The organism is Streptomyces sp. NPDC058326 (genome assembly GCF_042879855.1).
In the GTDB taxonomy this organism is placed as follows: Bacteria; Actinomycetota; Actinomycetes; order Streptomycetales; family Streptomycetaceae; genus Streptomyces.
The window spans coordinates 59,593-79,046 of the sequence record NZ_JBHVZO010000022.1; the positions used below are offsets into that span (position 1 = coordinate 59,593).

At 73.8% G+C, this 19,454-nt stretch carries 6 protein-coding genes; 4 read left to right on the forward strand and 2 right to left on the reverse strand.

Going from position 1 to position 19,454, the window contains the following annotated elements; all coding sequences use genetic code 11:
- Positions 1 to 12 precede the first annotated feature (12 nt).
- Positions 13 to 7,803, reverse strand: a complete 7,791-nt coding sequence (locus ACFVYX_RS30865; protein WP_389684769.1) for a neuraminidase-like domain-containing protein — start codon at positions 7,801 to 7,803, stop codon at positions 13 to 15.
- A gap of 242 nt (positions 7,804 to 8,045) precedes the next feature.
- On the opposite strand from ACFVYX_RS30865, the gene ACFVYX_RS30870 reads away from it, so the two are divergent.
- The 3 genes from ACFVYX_RS30870 to ACFVYX_RS30880 all read left to right on the forward strand — a co-directional run bounded on the left by ACFVYX_RS30870 (position 8,046) and on the right by ACFVYX_RS30880 (position 17,826).
- Positions 8,046 to 16,043, forward strand: a complete 7,998-nt coding sequence (locus ACFVYX_RS30870; RefSeq protein ID WP_389684770.1) for a SpvB/TcaC N-terminal domain-containing protein — start codon at positions 8,046 to 8,048, stop codon at positions 16,041 to 16,043.
- A gap of 215 nt (positions 16,044 to 16,258) precedes the next feature.
- Complete coding sequence (locus ACFVYX_RS30875) at positions 16,259 to 16,462, forward strand: SCO1431 family membrane protein (RefSeq protein ID WP_389684771.1); 204 nt, start codon at positions 16,259 to 16,261, stop codon at positions 16,460 to 16,462.
- A 149-nt stretch (positions 16,463 to 16,611) separates the two neighbouring features.
- The gene (locus tag ACFVYX_RS30880; RefSeq protein WP_389684772.1) at positions 16,612 to 17,826 is read left to right on the forward strand and encodes an acyl-CoA dehydrogenase family protein; all 1,215 of its coding nucleotides are present in this window, start codon (positions 16,612 to 16,614) and stop codon (positions 17,824 to 17,826) included.
- Here the strand turns inward: ACFVYX_RS30880 and ACFVYX_RS30885 are convergent.
- A complete protein-coding gene (locus ACFVYX_RS30885) occupies positions 17,789 to 18,016 on the reverse strand; it encodes a hypothetical protein (RefSeq protein ID WP_389684773.1) in 228 nt (75 codons plus the stop codon). The genes ACFVYX_RS30880 and ACFVYX_RS30885 overlap by 38 nt on opposite strands.
- Positions 18,017 to 18,308: 292 nt before the next feature.
- On the opposite strand from ACFVYX_RS30885, the gene ACFVYX_RS30890 reads away from it, so the two are divergent.
- Positions 18,309 to 19,445 carry a hypothetical protein gene (locus ACFVYX_RS30890; RefSeq protein ID WP_389684774.1) on the forward strand — a complete coding sequence of 379 codons (1,137 nt, stop codon included), beginning with the start codon at positions 18,309 to 18,311 and terminating at the stop codon, positions 19,443 to 19,445.
- Positions 19,446 to 19,454 lie beyond the last annotated feature (9 nt).

Below are 19,454 nucleotides of genomic sequence, written 5' to 3' on the forward strand. Positions count from 1 at the left end.
GTCGGCCTTTCGTCAGGGGCGTTCGACGGGCGGTGCGCCGTCGAGGGAGCCGGCCGGGCCGATGGGGAGCCCGTCGAAGAGCACGGCGTCTCCGCCGTCCAGGACGGTGCGGATCCGTCCGTCGGAGGCCAGCAGGGTCTCCACCGGCGTCGGGTCGATGAGCCCGGTCACGAGGTCGGGATGCGGGCGGGGCAGGTCGCGCTCCGGCAGGACCAGGTCCTCCTCCGGCAGCCGGTGGGCGCCGGGGAAGAGCGGCCTGCCGACGGTCACGGGGTCGAGGGGGACAGGGAGGTCGTCGAAGAAGCGGATGGTGGTGTGGGAGACCCGGGGACGGACGTAGAAGACGCGGCGCCGGTTCTGCAGGAAGAAGGGGGCCTCGTACGGGTTGTCGAGCGCGTGCCACCCGAACACCTGGGTGAGCCCCGCGGAGTTGCGGAGCACGGTGTGTTCGAGCTCCAGCGGTCCGAGGTAGTGGAGCGAGACCCCGTCCGACACGGAGACGTACCGGCGGCGCTCCTCGGGGTTCACGAAGAACCGCGTCTCGTTGACGCCGGTCGGTACGGAGTGCAGGTTGTCCAGGACGAAGGCGTAGCCGCCGTGCCAGGTCATGTGCGCCAGATTGACCCACAGCCGGCCGTCGGCCTCGACCGTGGGGAACAGCGCGAGGTTCTGCCGGTCGAAACCGCCGGGGTGATCGGGGCCGCCGATCCGCAGCGGTCGGTTCGGGTCGGAGGTGCGCGCGGACTGCCAGCGGCCGTTGGTGTACTCGCTCCAGCCGAGCGTCGTGGTCATGTGGACCATCGGAGGACTGGGGACGTCGCGCCCCCGCATCTCGATGAGCGGCTGCTCGGCCGCCACCCGCGCGGCGACCGGCTCCTCCCGGAGGACGAGCCAGAACAGCAGCAGCCGCCCGTTCCAGACCGTCATCGTCAGATGGTCGCCGGCGATGTCGGGCGCGATCCGCTCCCAGGGTGACCAGGTTCCCTGGGCGCGTCGGCGGTAGTAGTGCTCGCGGCGGCCGCCGCCGCCGCGGGCGACCACATGGACGACGTCGTCGGCGGCGCCGATGGAAGGCCCGGTGTCGCGCTCGTCGACGTACACGCAGAGGATGTCGAGCTTGGCCACCCCGGCCAGCTCCTCCAGGTAGTGCCCGACGGCGCCGGCCGCGGCGTCGTCGGTGATGTCCCCCGCCAGGAGCCTGCTCTCCAGCTCGCGGAACTGCGGCGACTTGTCGTCCCGCAGCTCCGGCTCCAGCCAGTTCTCGGGATGGAGGAAGACCGTGCGGTTGGCCTCCCAGGTCCGGTACCGCTTCATCCACTCCCATTGGCCGGCCTTGATCGCGGCCGGTGAGACCCGCGGCTCCAGGTTGAGCAGCACCCGCTGGACGAACAGCTGGACCGTCGAGATGGCCTGCTTGATGCGGGAGGTCTGCATGCAGGGGTCCATCTGCACGTCGATCAGCGTGTGCTCGAACAGCTTGTCCGGGGTGTCGATGGCGCGGGTGGCGGGATTCCGGGCCAGACCGTGCAGGGCGTACGCGGTCAGCGCGTCCCGCCGGGCGCGGCGCAACCCGTCGTTCAGCGGGCGGAGCAGGCTCAGCCAGCCCGCCTCGTCGTAGTGGGCGCGCAAGGCCTGGCGTACGGTCGCGGCGGCCCCGGGAGCGGGCTCGTTGGTGAGTGTGTCCAGCAGCTCACGGGTGCTGACACGGGTGGTGGCGGCGAGAGCGAAGACCGCGGTGACGCGCCGCAGTCCGGTCACGGAGGCGAGGTCCGCCGCGCTCAGGCCGGTGCGCAGGAGTACGTCCTCCAGCGCGGACTCGTCCCAGCCGGGCAGCGTGGAGCGCGAGGGGCGCCCGTCGGGACCGGTGGCGGCCGGGTCGCGCAGTACCGCGAGGAGGGCGTCCCCCGGCACCCCGAGGTCGCGGCGGAGCGCCACGTACCGCGCCAGGGCGTCGGCGGCTGCGAACAGGGCGCGCTCGCGTGCCCTGTCGGGGCCCTGGGCGGCGTCGGGCGGGACGACGGGCACGGCGTGGAGCCAGCTCGTGCCGTCGATCGCGTGGCCGGGGTCGGCGGCGAAGTGCCGGAGCTCCGCCACGGACAGCCCCAGCGTCCTCGCCAGGTCGAGGACCTTGGTCAGCCGGATCCAGGTGGCGGTGAACGCGGCGAACTCGGCGGCCGGGCGGAGCGCGGCCTCGGGCACGGCCTCCCTCGCGCGGCCGCTGGCCCCCCAGCCGAGCACGGGAGAGGCCTCAGGACTGGCGGTCAGCCGCAGCTCGGCCAGCGGGCCGGCGGACAGCGCGACGGGGCCGCTCGTCCAGGAGGTCCCGGACCCGTCGGGCTCCGGCGTGAGGGGGATGTCGACGCCGTCGACGGCGAGGGTGTAGTCGGCCGGGGCGGGGGCGCTGACGGTGAAGGTGAACAGGCCGTTGTCGGGCGCGCTCAGAAAGCCGCGCCGCTCGCTGCCCGCCGCGTGACCGACCGTGCCCTGGTACGTCCCGTACGAGGTGTCCTTGGCCTCCTGTTCAAAGGAGTCCCCGGCACGGAATGACGGGCCTTCGGCCGTCGCCTGCTCCCCGGAGACCTTCAGCGTCAGTCCGGTACGGACCAGGGCCAGGGCGTCCTCGACGGCAGCGCGGCCCGGGACGGCGGACGAGCCGAGCAGCGCCGGGTCGTCAAGGAGCGGGGCGATCTCCGCGGGCGTCACCCCGCATTCGGCGGCCAGCCGCTGGTGGACCTGGCGGCGCTGGAGCCGGTCGCGGATCCCGGGCAGGATCCCGTCGAGCAGGCCGCGCATCCGGTCCTCCCGGGGCCCAGCCGTGTCGACGTAGGTGGTGTACGCGGCTCGCAGGTCCGGGTACCGGGTGAAGAACTCCTCGGCGTCGGCGCGGGACAGCTCGTACAGCCGCCCGACGGCGGTGGCGAGGGCGGAGGACGCGCCGTACGCGTCGCGGACCGCGTCGCGGACCGGCGTCGGGACGGCACCCCGGTGGCTCAGCGTGCCGGCGAAGGGGTCGTACGACAGTCCAGGGGCCAGGTCCGGCAGCTCCCTCGGAAGCCCGGGGTGGACCTGGGCGTACGGGGCTTCCCCGGCCTCCTTGGTGGAGGCCGCCCCGGTGTCGGGGCGGGCGTAGGGCGCGGAGAACACGAGGGTGCTGTCCAGGAGGCCGAAGAAGGTGTCGGCGGCCTCCGTCCCGTAGAGCAGCGCGAGGCGGGCACGGCCCAGTTCGCCCGTCGGGTCCTCGACCGCGACCGTGATCTCGGCGTCGATCCGTACGAGGTCCTGGTGCAACTCCTCGGCCAGGGCACGGATGTCGGCGACACGTGGCAGGGCGTGCCCGGAGGGGTCCTCGTGGCGCAGCAGCAGGCGCAGCCGGCCGGGCGTGAGGCCGGCCGCGTCGAGCCGGAGGGCCAGCTCCGTCAGACGGACCAGGGGCGGGTCGTCGGCCCGTGGCGGCTCGGCCGTGGTGTCGGTGAGGGGCGCGAACGGATCGATGCCGGAGAGCTCGGCCAGCAGGACGAGATCGGCGGGGGCGAGGCCGAGCCTGCGCGAGAGCCAGCCGTGGCGGAAGACGGCGCTGACGTTCTCCAGCGTCAGCGGCGTCTCTCCGTCGACGCCGAGAGCCGCGAAGGTGTCCGCGAGTCCGGCCGCGTCGAGTCCGGTCGCGGCCTGGAGCTGAGCGGCCTGGTCGGCGAGGCGGGCGTCCCGGGCGCCAGGGACGTTGCCGTAGCCGTCGTCGGCGAAGGCCGGGGCGGGCAGGCAGCCGGGGCCGAGGAACAGCCGGTGGTAGAGCGACCGCGGCCCGGCCGTGTCGAGGGGGGCCCAGCAGGCGAGCAGCGCGGGCAGCTCCACGGGCTCGACATCGAGGAGTCCCATGGCCGTACGGACGTGGGCCAGCCGCAGGAGCAGCTCTCCGCAGCCCCGGTCGAAGCGGTCGCGTTCGACGGACGCGGGGTCCCGCGCGGGGTCGGCCGGCTGCTGGGGAACCGTGGGGAACAGGGCCACCAGAGCCGCGTCGGTCTGCTCCACGGTCCAGCCCAGAGCGCGCCGGAGCCGCACGAACCGGGTGAGCCGCCGGAAGTCCGCCGGGGTCAGCCGGTTCGCCGCCGGATCGGGCAGGGCGCGCCGCAGTTCGAGCCGGTCGAACGCCGAGCCGTCGCCCGCGTCGCCGCTCTCGCCTTCCTCGGAGGTGGTGCCGGGGTCGGTGAGCGTGATCAGACTCATGATCAGATCGTGTCGGGCGAGGATCCAGCCGGGAATGTCGCCGCCGAAGGCCTCGGAGTCCTGGTCGGTGAGGAACAGCTCGGTGAAGGCCGACGGGCTGAGCTCGCCGCTGTGCAGGCGCCTCAGGTCCGCGAAGCCGACGCCGAGTCGTTCGAGCTGGGGAAGCAACGCCACCGCGGGGTTGACGAAGCGACAGCGCAGCAGGTCGGTCAGCTCGGTCGGGGTGACGCCCAGGCGCCGTGCGAGGGTCTTGGCGGAACTGAGCTCGGTGATGGCCTCCGCCTCGGTGGTCACGGTCACATCGGCCCCGAGCAGCTCGTGCCAGGGCAGCGATCCGTCCGTGAGCAGGCGCCGCTCCTGGCGCGAGAGCCCCAGGCGCTCGGTCAGCACGTCCCGCAGGGCGTAGGCGGTCTCCGGTGCGCCGGGCGGCGGATCCAGCGTGCCACCGCCGGGGCTCAGGACCTCGAGGGCGGTGTCGAGGGCGATGTGGGCGAGGCCGAGATGGGCCCGGATCTCCGCCAGATCGCGGTGGAAGGGGAGGGTGAGCGGATAGCGGGCGTCGCGCAGGGCCGTGTACGCGGCGCTCTCGGTGTGCTCCGGGGCCGCGGCGAGGCGCGCGGACTCCGCTTCGGGGTCGGTGCCGGCCGGAACGTCGAAGCCCTCGAAACCCGCCAGGGAGAAGTTGTGGACGGCGAAGTGTTCGAGGACTTCGTTGACCAGGTCCACGTACGGAAGAGTGGTGTTGGTGTTCTCGCAGGTCAGCTCCGTATGGGCCAGATCGGGCCGACGTTCGAGGAGGACGTCCAGCGGGTTCGGCGCGCCGTCGGTGTCGCTCGGCGCGCGGTCCAGGAACAGCAGCAGGTCGACCAGGTACGCGGCCGGAGAGAGCACCGAACGGCAGTGCGCGCAGGCGACGAAGTCCAGGCCGCCGAAGAGCGACTCCAGGTCCGCGCTGTCGGATTGGGCGGCGGGCGCGGCACCGTCCTCGCCGGGCACGGCCCCGTCGGCAAGGCCGGAGACGGGGCCGGCGACCGCACCGGCAAGGCTGGAGACCTGGTCGTCGCCCGTCCCCGCCGTGCCGGAGAACGGGTCGGGGACGGCGCGGAGGGCGGGTGCGGCGCGGGCCGTGAGGTAGCCGGCGGCCAGGCTCAGTACGGCGTGGTGCACCTGGTGCGCCTTGGCATAGGTGAGCCGCGCCACCTCCTCGCCGCCGAGGTCCTCCGCGAGGCGGGCGACGAACTCCCGCTCGCCGTGGCGTACCGCCGCATAGGCCGAGTCGATCCCCCGCGCGGCCAGGACGGCCATCACCGAGTCGGACGGGCTGATCTGGTACAGCCGTTGCAGCGTACGGAGTTCGACGAGGGCGTCCGGCCCGAGGCTGATGCCGTGCTCGCGCACGAAGCCGTCCACCGGGTGCGTGCCCAGCTCGAAGGAGTCCTGGTGACCCGTCAGGAAGCCGTGCAGCTCGTCGCGGACCGGCACCTCGGCCTCCCGCGCCAGCTCGCCGGCGCCGACCATCGCGGCGACGGTCGCCGTGGGGTAGCTGAGCGCGAGCTGACCGGCCAGCACCTTCGCGTACGCGGCGCGCCGCTCCGGCTCGCTCTCTCCCGGGATCCCCTCGGGCACGTCAAGACCGGCGAGGAGCGGATCCCAGTTCTCGGCGCGGTGCAGCCCCTGGGCCACCAGCGAGGCCGGGTCCCGGTCGTCGACCCGGCCACGGAGGCGCGAGACGAGCTGGGGCACGTTGCCGGTGAGCAGGGCCAGTTTGCCGGTCAGCCGGATGTCCTCGGTCAGCAGCCGTGCCGTGCGCAGGGCCTCGTCCGGCGCCTCCCCGGAGGCCGCGGCGAACGCCGCCGTGGCCTCCTCCCACATGGTGGGCGGGTCGTGGCGTCGCGCGTGGTAGACGGTCGCGAACCGTTCCTTCTGGTCGTCGTCGAGACCGGTGGCCGTCAGGAGGTCGCCGAGGGTGGCGTCGCCGCTCCGGTCGTGGGCGAGCGGCTGGTCGAGGAGCTGCCGCGAGCCCTCGGCGGCGAACCGCTCGACCAGACCGGGAAGGCGGTCCCCCAGCTCGGCGGGCACGATCCCCTCGGCCACGGCGCCGCGCCAGATCCCCTCGACCGTCGGGCGGTCCAGTCGGCCGAGGACACCGGGGCGGGCCGCCACACCGGCCCGGAACAGCGCGTAGTAGAGCGGAGCCGGGACCTCGCTGCCCTCCGCGAAACGTTCGGCGAGCGAGGCCATGGCGATCATCCGGGCGTCCCAGCCGGACTTGTTCGCGAGATACGTGATCTGGGGCCGCTCCGGCGTCTCGGTCAGCTCCGCCAGCCGAAGTCCCGAACCCTCAAGAGCGCCGGGCAGCGAGGTGGTGAGCTGCTCGTACTCGACGGGGCGCCGGAACGCGGTGGCCGGGACGGCCAGGTCGACGTGCGTGTCGGCGCCGGCCGAGAAGACCACCGGGGCGGTGGCCAGGACGGTGCCGTGCTCGTCCAGGGCACGGACGAGGAGGTCGGGGGCGGCCGCACCGCGCGCGCGGGAGGCGGAGAGGTCGCAGACGATGCGGTAGCCGCCCTTGGCGTCGGTGACCGCCTCGCCCAGCGGGAGCTCGTCCGCGAGGAACACGTCGGCGGCGGTGACCTTCAGGCCGGGGACGGGCACGCGCGCGTCGGTGAACACCCGGCCGCGCACCTCGGCCTCCGCGACGAGCGTGGCCGCGGCGGCCGCGAACACGGGCCCGCCGTCGCCGTGCGGGGGATCCGGGGCGAACGGCAGCAGGGGAGCGTCCGGCCGCAGGCCGGCGGGGGCGGCGGGCGGGGACGGCGGCCGAGGGGGCGGAGACGGGGCCACACCTCCGGGACCGGCCGCGGGGACCGTGTGGCCCGGGCCTTGGGGGGTTGCGGGAGTCGGTCCTGCTTCTGGGCCTTGGGGGGTTGCGGGAGTCGGTCCCGGTCCCGGGCCCTGCGGGGTCGCGGGAGTCACTCCCGGCCCGGGCCCCTGCGGAGTCGCGGACACCGGCGCATGGGGCAGTGTCAGGTCGACGTGTTCCACGCGGTGCAGGTCGTCCCGGGGCAGCGACTGGGACAGCACGTTGCCGTCCCTGTCACGGACGCGCACGACGAGCGCGACCCGCGCCTTCACACGGTCGATGCCCGGCCCCAGCCGCGCGTAGTGCGCGGGGTCGTAGAAGAGCCGGTACGTGCCGTCCGCCTCGCTGACGGTCTGTCCGAGCCCGGACTCGCCCGGGTCGAGGAACTCCGCGTCCGCCGCCTCCACCACCGCCCCCGCCACGGGTGCACCCGTCGGCGTGCGCAGCCTCCCTTCCACCCGGCCGAACTGGGCGAACGCGAAGAGCAGCTCGTTGAGCGCGACCGCGGTGGCGGCGTCGACCTCACCGTCGGCGGGGGAGTCGAGCTGGAGATCCTCCTGGAACTCACGCACCGCGGCGGCGGTCCCGTGCCCGTAGAACTGTGCCGCCCGCTCCTCGGGAGGGATGCCCGAGCCGCGATCGATCCGGTCGAGCGCGGCATGGAGATCCGCGACGGGCGTGCCCGTACTGCCGGGAACGGTCGGCGTGAGTGCTCGCATGGGGCCACTATCCGGAGCGGCCACCGCGACCGCGACCGATGTTCGGCCGTCTGCCGCGCCCCGGGGAGCCCGCCTGCCACGCGGAGCCCCCGTCCGCCGCACCCGAAGCACGCCGTCCGCCGCGCCGGGGAACCCGTCCGCCGGGCCCGCGGACTCCGCATGCAGGGGATCCGGCGCGGAGGTACGTTCGAGTGAGTGCACCCGGATGGAGCAACGGGACTCTCCGATCGTCGGGAGGCGTCATGGCACCTGAACCCCAGGGTTCCGGCGCCGCCGGCTCACCGGCCGACCCGGGTTTCCGGCCGGAGGCGCCCCGTATCGCGCTCCCGAAGGGTGGCGGGGCCGTCCGAGGCATGGGGGAGAAGTTCGGGGCCGACCCGGTGACCGGCACCGGGTCGTTCGGCGTCCCGGTGCCCACATCCCCGGGCCGCGCGGGTTTCGGCCCCGGACTGAGCCTGTCGTACGACTCCGGCGCGGGCAACGGCGTCTTCGGCGTCGGCTGGTCCCTGCCGGTCCCGGCCATCACCCGCAAGACCGACAAGGGGATCCCCCGATACGGGGAGGCCGGCGCCGAGGAGGACGTGTTCCTGCTGTCCGGCGCCGACGACCTGGTGCCCGAGCTGCGCCCGGACGGCACCCCGTCCCACGCCGAGATCGACGGCTTCACCGTGCACCGCTATCGCCCGCGCGTCGAGGGCGCCTTCGCGCGCATCGAGCGCTGGACGAACGAGGAGAGCCGGGCGGCGCACTGGCGGGTACTGTCCGCCGACAACGTCCTCACCGTCTACGGCGGGGACGAGGACTCGCGCGTCAGCGACCCCGAGGATCCCGGCCGGGTCTTCAGCTGGCTGATCTGCGAGCGGCGCGACGACCGGGGACAGGCCGTGCTGTTCGAGTACCAGCGCGAGGACGGCCGGGACGTGAACCTCTCCCGGGTCCACGAGCGCAACCGGGGGGACCGCGACAGCCCGCTGCGGTGCGCCGCCCGCCACCTCAAGCGGATCCGGTACGGCAACCGCGAGCCGCTGCTCGACGAGCGGGGCCGGCGGCCCCGGTTCCTGTCGGCGGCCGCGCGGGCCGCGGTGGAGTGGATGTTCGAAGTCGTCCTCGACTATGGCGAGCACGACGCGACGGCCCCGCTGCCGCGTGAACCCGAAGGGGTGTGGAACGTACGGCCTGACCCCTTCTCCACCTACCGGGCGGGGTTCGAGGTCCGCACCTACCGGCTCTGCCGGCGGATTCTGATGTTCCATCACTTCCCGGAGGAGCCGGGGGTCGGACGGGACTGTCTGGTGGGCTCCACCGATTTCACCTACGGGGTGCCGGAGAGCACCGTGGACGCCCCGGGACCGGTGTACTCCTTCCTCACCAGGATCACGCAGCGCGGCTACGTCCGCTCGGGCTCCGGGTACCGGTCGAGCTCCCTGCCTCCGCTCGACCTCGAATACAGCACGCCCCGGATCGACGAGACCGTGCGCACGGTCCCGCCCGCCGCGGACGCCGTGCCGCCGGGACCGGTCGACGGGCGCCGCACCCAGTGGGCGGATCTGGACGGCGAGGGGCTCACCGGACTGCTGACCGAGGTCGGCGGGGCGTGGTTCTACCGCCGCAACACGGGCCCGCCGGCACCAGCCGGCGGTGTGCCCACGGGCGCGGAGACGGGACCGACCGGGCCGACGGAGCCGACCGGGCCGACCGGGCTAACCGGGCCGACCGGGCTAACCGGGCCGATGGGGCCGAGCTTCACCGGTGGCGCCGTCGAGGCGCGCACGCCGCTCCAGCCGGGGCTCGCCGCCGGCACCCGGCAGCTCCTGGACCTCGCGGGTGACGGTCAGCTGGACCTCGCCGCCTTCGCCGGCCCCGTGCCCGGGTTCTACGAACGCACGGCGGCCGGGGGATGGGCGCCCTTCCGGCCGTTCGCCTCGCTGCCCGTACTGGACTGGTCCGATCCCCGGCTGCGTTTCACCGACGTGACGGGTGACGGCCTGACGGACCTGCTGTCCGCCGAGGACGACGCGCTGACCTGGTACGAGTCCTTGGGCGAGGACGGCTTCGGCCCGGCGCGCCGGGCGCCCCTGCCCCTCGACGAGGAGCGGGGACCACGGCTGCTCTTCGCCGACCCGCGGCAGGCCGTGGCGCTCGTGGACCTCTCGGGCGACGGGCTCAGCGATCTCGTGCGGGTGCGCAACGGCGAGCTCTGCTACTGGCCGAACCTCGGACACGGACGGTTCGGCCGGAAGGTCACGATGGACGACTCGCCCGTCCTCGACGCCCCGGACCTGTTCGACGCCGGGCGGATCCGGTTCGCCGACGTGGACGGCTCCGGCACCACCGACCTGCTCTACCTGACCGGAGACGGCGTCACCCTCCACTTCAACCAGTCCGGCAACGCGTGGAGCGGCCCCCGGCGGCTGCGTGACGTGCCGCGCTACGACGGCTCCGTCACCGTGTCCGTCCTCGACCTGCTCGGCGCCGGCACCGCCTGCCTGGTGTGGTCGTCGCCCCGTCCGGCCGACGCACACGCACCCCTGCGGTACGTGGACCTCATGGGTGGCCGCAAACCCCACCTGCTGACCGGCTTCCGCAACAACCTCGGGGCGCGCACCGACATCGCGTACACCCCCTCGACGCACTACTACCTCGAAGACCGGCGGGCGGGCGCCCCCTGGCTGTCGCGGCTGCCCTTCCCCGTGCACTGCGTCTCACGGATCACGGTGAGCGACCGATGGCGCGGCACGGTCTTCGCCACCACGCACTCCTATCACCACGGGCATTACGACGGGGCCGAGCGGGAGTTCCGGGGCTTCGGCCGGGTCGAGCGGGTGGACACCGAATCCTTCGGCACGTTCGCCGCGGCCCAGCCGGACGGCCCCTTCACCACCGCCGACGAGACCCTCTACCAGCCGCCGGTCAAGACCGTGACCTGGTACGACACCGGTGTCGACGGCCCGGCCACGGGGCCTCCGCGGTACGCAGCCGAATACTTCGCCGGGGCGCGGAGCGGAGCCTTCCGGGAACCGGAGCCCGCGTCCCGGATCGAGCCGGGGAGCCTCGACGCCGAGGAACTCCGGCAGGCCGCCCGGGCCCGCAAGGGGCAGATGGTCCGTCAGGAGACGTACGAGCTCGACCCCGAGGCGCTGGAGGCCGGCGAGCACCGTCCCGTGCGGCTGCTGAGCGCGGTGTCCAACGGGACGAGGGTCCACTGCCTTCAGCGCCGCGGGGCGAACCGGCACGCCGTCTTCCTCGTCCCACCCGGCGAATCCGTCTCCCTCGCCTACGAGGCGGACCTCCGCGCCTCCCCCCTCTCCCTCGATCCGCGTGTGAGTCAGACCCTGCCCCTGCGCTTCGACGCCCGCGGACATGTCCTGCAGTCCGTCACCGCGGTCCACCCCCGGACGGGCCGCTTCGAGGACGACACGCTCGACGACGCCACGGTCGATCTGGTGCGCGAGGTCCAGGACGAGCTCCATCTCTCCTACACCGAGACGCGGTTCACGGCCGACGTCGCGGACGCGGGCGTGGAGGACGGCGCGGACGACGACACGGACCACCACCGGATCCCCGTCCCCTGCGAGACCCTCGTCCACGACCTGACGGGCGTGATCCCCCGCGAGGGCCGCTACTTCGGAGCCGCCGAGCTGCTCGACCTCGCGCTCAGCTCCGTGCACCAGCCGCCGGACCCGGGCCTGACCGCCGTACCCGACCAGCCCTACCACCTGCCCGCCCCCGCCGAGGGGGCCCGCAAGCGGCTCGTCGAACACCGCCGCACCCTGTTCACCGACGACACCGACCCCGCGCTCGAACGGCCCGCGCCCCTGGGCACGCTGCCGCGCCTGGCGCTTCCGTACGAGGAGTACCAGCTCGCCCTGACCGAGGACCTGCTCACCGCCGTGCTGGGCGACCGCTTCACCGAGGACGTACGGCAGCTCCTGGCCGACGAGAGCGGAGCGGGGTACGCCGGCGGCGTGCTCCTCGACGAACTGTTCCCCGGCGAGGCGAATACCGGACAGTTCTGGCTGCGGTCCGGGAGGTCCGGCTTCGCCCCGGACGCGGACCGGCACTTCTACCTTCCCGCGAACCACACCGACCCCTTCGGGAACGTCGGCGTCCTCGCGCACGACGCCCGGGACCTCTTCGTCGAGTCCAGCACCGACGCCGCGGGCAACCGCACGCGCGTCCTGCGATTCGACTACCGGGTCATGGCCCCGGCCGCCGTCCTGGATCCGAACGACAACGTGTCGGAGGTCGCGTTCGACATCCTCGGCCGCACGGTGGCCGTGGCGGCCCGCGGCAAGGGCGAGGAGGCCGACGACCTCGCCCTGCTGACCCCGGCCCTGGCCGATCCCCCGCAGGACGAACTCGACGCCTTCTTCGACGCGGCCGCGCTCGACGAGGCGACGGCCCGCCGCTGGCTGGGGAACGCGACGGCCCGCTACGTCCACGACCTCGGCCGGCGCACGGCGCCGGACGGCACCACCGTCTGGGTGCGGCAGCCGCCCTGCGTCTGCTCGCTGTTGCGCGAGGAACACGTACGCCGGCTTCCGCACGGCGAGCAGAGCCGCCTCAGCGTCTCCTTCGCGTACGCCGACGGGCTCGGCGCCGTCCTGTCGACCAAGTCCCCGGCCGAGCCGGAGCAACCCGGAGAGCCGCCGCGCTGGCTGGCGAGCGGCCGCACGGTCGTCAACAACAAGGCGATGCCGGTGCTGGCCTACGAGCCGTACTTCAGCGACCCGGAGGTGGGCCACCGCTTCGAGGAACCCCGGCAGGAGGGCGTCACCTCGATCACGCACTACGACGCCCTGGGCCGCACGGTGCGCGTCGAGCAGGCCGACGGCACCTTCAGCCGGGTGGAGTTCTCGCCCTGGCAGGTACGGACGTACGACCCGAACGACACGGTCGCGGAGCCCGGCAACACCTGGTTCGCCGCGCGGACCGCGCCCGGCGCGCCCGAGGCGCAGCGACGGGCGGCCGAGCTGGCCGCCGGGCATGCGGACACCCCGGCGCTCACCGTGCTGGACGCCCTGGGCCGTGAGGTGCTCGCCGTCGCCCACAACCGGTGGCGCGACGAGTCCGGCGAGGACCGGGAGGAGAAGTACGCGACGTACACGAAGCTGGACGCCGAGGGCAAACCCCTGTGGACAAGGGACGCCCGGGGGAACCTGATCACCCAGCACATCCGGCCGCCCAAGCCCGCGCGGCGGGCCGACGAACCCGACCCGGCGCACCCCGAGCGGATCCCGGCCGGCAGCGCTCCCTGCTACGACCTGGCCGGGAACCTGCTCTCGGAGCACGGCACGGACACCGGAGACCGCTGGCGTCTCGCCGACGGCGCGGGCGAGACACTCCTGGCCTGGGACCCCGGCGACCGGCAGGACGAGACGGCCGGGGAGCTGGTCCCCGAGGAGCGGCGGCTGCGCACCGTGTACGACGTCCTGCGCCGGCCGGTGGAACAGTGGCTGACCGTGGACGACGGCCCGCCCGCGATGATCGCCCGGTACGGCTATCGCGACGCCGGGAACGGCGACGCCGTGGCGGTGGCCGAGGCCAAGGAGCGCAACCTCTGCGGGCGGCTGCACCGGCACCACGACTCGGCGGGCCTGACGGTTACCGAACGCCTCGACTTCGGCGGTCAGGTGCTCCGGGTGAGCCGCAGGCTCGTGGCGGACCACCGGGCCGCGGCGACCGACTGGCAGGGCGAAGACCCGGACGCGCGGCTGGAGACGGAGAGCTACGCCCAGGTCGCGGAGTACGACGCCCTGGGCAACCGCCGGCGCCTGTACAACTGGCACCGGGGGACCGGCAGTCGCGTGGCGGTGCACGAACTGGCGTACGGGGAGCGTGGTCTGCTCGCCCGCCATGAGCTCGTCGTCGGGGCGGTGAAGGCGGCCGGCGGCCACATCGAGGGCGCGGACAGCCGGCGTACCGCCGTCGTCTCCGCCGCGGTCTACGACGCCCGGGGCCGCCGGCGGTCGGTGGGGTACGGGAACGGCACCACCACCACGTACGCCTACGACCGGGACAGCTCACGCCTGACGTCGATCCGTACGACGCACGGCGGGCGCGTCCTCCAGCACCTCTCCTCCACGCACGACCCGGTCGGGAACGTCACCGAGATCCGCGACGACGCCCAGGAACCGGAGTTCTTCGCCAACCAGCGCGTGGACCCGGTCCAGCGCTACGTGTACGACGCGGTGTACCGGCTCGTGTCCGCCACCGGCCGGGAGAACGGCCGGGCCACCGCCCCGCCGTCCCACGGGACCGCCCCGCGCCGGCAGGTCGGTTTCCCGGTGACCGAGGCGGACGCGCTGCGCGGATACACCGAGACCTACGGCTACGACGCGGTGGGGAACATCGAACGGGTGCGGCACGCGGCCGGGCCGGTCGGGAGCTGGACACGGACCCACACCTACGTCGCGGACGGCAACCGGCTGGCCACCACCGTCTCCGGTGACGGGGCACGACCCGTCCGGCACGCCCACGACGCGCACGGCAACCTCCTCAACTTCCAGAACACCCCGGCGGAGTTCCACCTGCGCTGGGACCGCAGGGACCTCGTGCACCTGTGCGACCGAGGCGGCGGCGGGCGGGTGTACTACCAGTACGACGCGGGCGGACAGCGGACCCGCAAGGCCGCGGAGGACGGGTCGGGGAACCGGCTGGAGTGGAGCCGGATCCAGCTCGGCGGCCTCGAGATCCACCGCCGCTTCGCGGGCGGCCGGGTGGTGGAGGAGATCGAGTCGGTCCACGTGGCCGACGGCGCGCGCCGGGTGCTGCTCGTCGACGACGTGCTGCGCACGGACGACCCCCGGCTTCCGGTGGGCCCCCTGTACCGCTATCAGTACGAGAACCACCTGGGTTCCGCCGCGCTCGAACTGGACGAGCGCGCGGAGACCGTCTCGTACGAGGAGTGGCATCCGTACGGCACCGTCGCCTACGAGGCGGAGAACCGGGCGATCCGGTCGACCGCGAAGCGCTACCGGTACCTGGGCAAGGAGCGCGACGAGGAGACGGGTCTGAGTCTCCTGGGAGCGCGGTACTACGCGCCGTGGCTGGCCCGCTGGATCAGCTGCGACCCCTCGGGGATGACCGGCGGCCCCAACCTGTACGCCTACGCGGACGGTGATCCGATCGGGATGAAGGACGACACCGGCAGATGGCCGGCGATGGTCGACAAGTTCCTGAGCGACCCCAAGGGCGCGGCGAAGACCGCCGGCGCCGTGCTCCTCGGATACGCCGAGACACGGGTCGCGGCTCTGGCGGACAAGGCCCTGCTCCTCAACCCGGTGACCGCGCCGATCAAACTGTCCCAGATGGTGGTGGAGAAGGTCTCCACCGAGGTCAAGGAGGTCCGTGAGGTCGCGCGGAAGGAGGGCAAGGCCGCGGCCGCACTGCGCGCGTGGAGCGGTTCGACGTCCTGGCACGCGGGCGACGCCATGGCGGCGGCACGCAAGCGCGGGGCGAGCCCGTGGAAGGTCGCGGAGGCGGGCATCGCGAAGGTGGGCGAGGACACGGCCGAGATGAACCCGCTCTACCACTTGGGCGTGGCGCTGGTGGGCGCCCCGGTCTCCGCCGTGGACGCCCTCGACCGCGGCGACGGCCGAGGGGCGGGCAAGCACCTGGCGGAGGGACAGGGGGCCATGGAGGAGTTCGGGCAGACGGTGATCCCGATGCTCGCGGAGGCCGGCATGTTCAAGGCGGCCTCGCCTTCCCGGGGCACGATGTCGGGCAAGCCGAACGCCGGCCGCCTGAAGGTCCCGGGTCTCACCGCCGAACTGGAGTCGAAGGTGAACTCCCTGGCCTCCGACTTCCTGGACCGGGCCGGCGTCGGCGAGGAGCAGCGCGCGGTGGGCCGGCAGCGGGGGTCGGCCACCATCGGCGACCCGAAGCGCAAGGTGCTGGATCCGCACGGGCAGGACATCGGCCGCAACCAGACGGGCTCGCTGGAGGAGGGCGGCATCGGGCTCGAGTCGGGCATCGTGAAGCAGGTGAAGAACTGGACGGAATGGAACTCCGCGCGCCTGGCGACCCGCGTCCAGGCGGCGCTCCAGCACGAGTGGTTCGAGTTCAAGGGCGCGACGCACCGGGAGGCCGTGAAGCTCGGCCGAGGGGTTCCCTTCGCCGGAAGCGAGGCCTTCAAGGACGCCTATCTGCCGATCGGGCCGGCGGCGAAGAGACTGCTGGAGACCATGCCGTACGAGAAACTCCGGCTCTCCGGCGTACTCCATCCGTTCAACTACTGACGGTGCGCGCGCCCGGTGCCGCCCAGCGGGCGACGGCCGGCGCCGAGGCGGCGTCGTCGAGCCCCGGCCCGACGCTTCCCCCGCCCCGCCGAGGGAGTGGTCTCGGGCACAGGAGGGACTGTCCCCTCCACCGGCCCGCCCGCCTCTCGCCCGTGCGGCGCAAGGCTCTCGCCGCCCTCGGCGCCGTCCGACGCGGAGGCGCGATCCCGGGAGACGTGACCGACGTCTCTACCCCGGGGCCGCCCCCGTACCGCAAGGTGGTCGCCATGACCTCCACCACCTGCACCCGCCTCCTCCTCCGCGCGCGGACCGGCGGTCCCCAGGACGACGACTGGGGCCCCAAGATCGTGGAGCACGTCCTCGGCTGGACCCTTGTCGTCCTCCTCGCCGTGCTCGTCACACGGGCGGGCCTCATGTGATCCGGCGGGCCTCCCCTGCGCCCGGGCGGCCCACCCGGGCGTCCGTGTGATCCACCGGCGGGCCCGCGTGAGCCCCGCGCCTCGAAGGGGCATACTCCCCGCGACCCCGCGCGCGGCCCGACCGCGCCCGGCAGGGAGGAGCTCCGGTCATGGCAGCCGAGAGGAACGCGGACGGCGTGGAACGCCGGCTGCCCACCGACGAGGCCCGCGAGCTGCTCGCCCTGACGCGTGACATCGCCCGGCGGGAGATCGCTCCCCGCGCCGCCGAGGAGGAAGCCGCCGGACGGTTCCCGCGCGAGCTGTTCACGCTGCTGTCCCGCTCCGGACTGCTTGGGCTCCCCTACGACCCGGTGTACGGCGGGGGCGGCCAGCCGTACGAGGTCTACCTGCAGGTTCTCGAGGAGCTCGCCGCGGCCCGGCTCACCGTGGGGCTCGGCGTCAGCGTCCACGCCCTCTCCTGCCACGCGCTCGCGCGCTTCGGCACCGAGGAGCAGCGTGCCGCCCATCTGCCCGCGATGCTCGGTGGCGGCCTCCTCGGCGCGTACTGCCTCTCCGAACCCTCCGCCGGATCGGACGCGGCGGCGCTGCGCACCCGGGCCGTCCGGGAGGGCGCCCGCGCGGGCAGCGGCGGTGACGTCGGCGACGGCGGCGGTGACTGGGTGATCGACGGGACCAAGGCGTGGATCACCCACGGTGGGATCGCGGACTTCTGCACGGTCATGGCCCGTACGGGCGGCGCGGGCGCGCGGGGGATCACCGCCTTCCTGGTGCCGGGGGACGCACCGGGGCTGAGCGCGGCGCCTCCCGAGCGGAAGATGGGCATGACCGGCTCGCCCACCGCGCAGCTCCACTTCGACGGGGTACGGGTTCCCGACGCGCGGCGCCTCGGCGCGGAGGGGCAGGGCTTCGCCCTGGCGCTGGACGCTCTGGACTCGGGGCGCCTCGGCATCGCCGCCTGCGCGGTCGGCCTCGGCCAGGCGGCCCTGGACGAGGCCGTGGCGTACGCCAGGGAGCGCCGCCAGTTCGGCCGGCCCATCGCCGACTTCCAGGGGCTCCGCTTCCTCCTCGCGGACATGGCGACCCGGGTCGAGGCGGGCAGGGCGCTGTATCTGGAGGCGGCGCGGCTCCGGGACGAGGGGCGGCCCTTCGGTCGGTGCGCCGCGATGGCCAAGCTGTTCTGCACGGACGCCGCCATGCAGGTCACGACGGACGCGGTGCAGGTGCTCGGCGGGTACGGGTACACGGCGGACTTCCCCGTGGAGCGGTATCTGCGGGAGGCGAAGATGCTCCAGATCGTCGAGGGGACCAATCAGATCCAGCGGGTGGTCATCGCCCGTCACCTGGTCGGACCAGAATCCCGCTGACGCGCACGGTCCGGTCCGCCCAGACGGGTCCGGCCGCGAGCCGGGCCCACTCCTGGTCGCGGTGGCCGGGAAGGGTCCGGCCCTGGCTGGCCCAGAGGGAGAGCACCGCCTTGTAGATGGGCGGGTCGGCGGGGAGGGGGGAGGGGGCGGCCGCCTGCGCCGGTACGGGGACGGGCACGGGCGCCGACACCGGTGCCGGTGTCCGCGCGGGTGCGGGTGCTCCTCCGGGCGCGGGTGACGGCGAGGGATGAGGAACCGATTCTTCAAGGCGCGGCTCGGCCTGTCGGTGCCGACCGATTCCGCTGGGCGTGGTGTACAGCGTGGTCATGCCCGGACCAACGCGCCCCGGCGGCCGTGGTCACCGACGAACGGATTCGAGCGGCAGTTCGCCCGGTACCCGGTGCACGGCTCTGGTCCCCGGACCCACGCCTGACGTACCGTCAGTTCCCCTCGCCGGAAGCCCGCCGACCAGGAGGTCAGCCATGTCCGCGCACCGGCACGTCGACGACCGGCCCGTCGCTCTCGACGAGTACCCCGTGCACCAGGCCCCGCTCTCGATGAAGCACCACATCAGCGGCGACCGCAACGCCTACGACCGGTGCATTTTCCACGTCTTCGACCACACCGGCCGCGCCCTGCTCATCGCCGGCCTCGGCGTCTACCCCAACACCGGCGTCATCGACGCCTACGCCACCCTCCGCGTCGGCGACCGGCTGCACGCCGTCCGCGCCTCCGACGCCCTCGGCGACGACCGGACGAACCTCTCCGTCGGCCCGCTCGCCATCACCGTCGACGAACCCCTCAAGCGCCTCTCCCTGCGCTGCGCGGCCGACCCCGACGACCCCGACGGGCTCTCCTACGAGCTCTCCTGGACCGGCGACTTCCCCGCCGTCTGGGAGCCCCACCACACCCAGCGCCACGGCGGCCGGCTCACCCTCGAAGGCCGCCGCTTCGTCCAGGCCGGGCACTGCGCGGGCACGATCAGGGCCGGCGGCGAGGAGTTCACGGTCACCCCGGGGGAGTGGACCGGCACCCGCGACCGCAGCTGGGGAGTCCGTCCCATCCCCGGCGAGGAGCCCGGCCGTGCCGCCGAGCACCGCCCCGAGGGCTTCCACTGGCTCTGGGTCCCGATGCGCTTCGAGGACCGCTTCCTCATGGTCATCGCCCAGGAGGACGCCGACGGCTACCGCACCCTCAACGAGGCCCTGCTCGTACGGAACGGCCGGCGCGACACCCAACTCGGCTGGCCTCGCACCGAGATCACCTACCGGCCGGGCACCCGCCACCCCGAGCGGGCCACCGTCCACCTCACCGACCCGACCGGGAAGCCCCTGGAGATCGGCGTCGAGATCCTCGCCTCCTCCCCGCTCGCGGTCGGCGCCGGCTACCCGCCCGCCACCGACTGGCAGCACGGCACCTGGCAGGGCCGCGGCTGGACCGACCGGCGCGTCTACGACCTCTCGGACCCGGCGGCCCACCCCATGGCCGCGTACGGAGTCACCGACCACGCCGCCCGCTTCACCCTCGACGGCCGCATCGGTCACGGGGTCTTCGAGCACGGCACCTTCGGCCGCCATGACCCCAGCGGATTCACCGACCACACGTCAACGGCCCTCTGAGGAGCACGC

What these genes read in the sequence shown, in the direction of transcription:
- ACFVYX_RS30880 (WP_389684772.1), top strand. Translation starts at nt 16,612, where the DNA reads ATGGCAGCCGAGAGGAACGCGGACGGCGTGGAACGCCGGCTGCCCACC.
- ACFVYX_RS30890 (WP_389684774.1), top strand. Translation starts at nt 18,309, where the DNA reads ATGTCCGCGCACCGGCACGTCGACGACCGGCCCGTCGCTCTCGACGAG.
- ACFVYX_RS30870 (WP_389684770.1), top strand. Translation starts at nt 8,046, where the DNA reads ATGGCACCTGAACCCCAGGGTTCCGGCGCCGCCGGCTCACCGGCCGAC.
- ACFVYX_RS30865 (WP_389684769.1), bottom strand. Translation starts at nt 7,803, where the DNA reads ATGCGAGCACTCACGCCGACCGTTCCCGGCAGTACGGGCACGCCCGTC.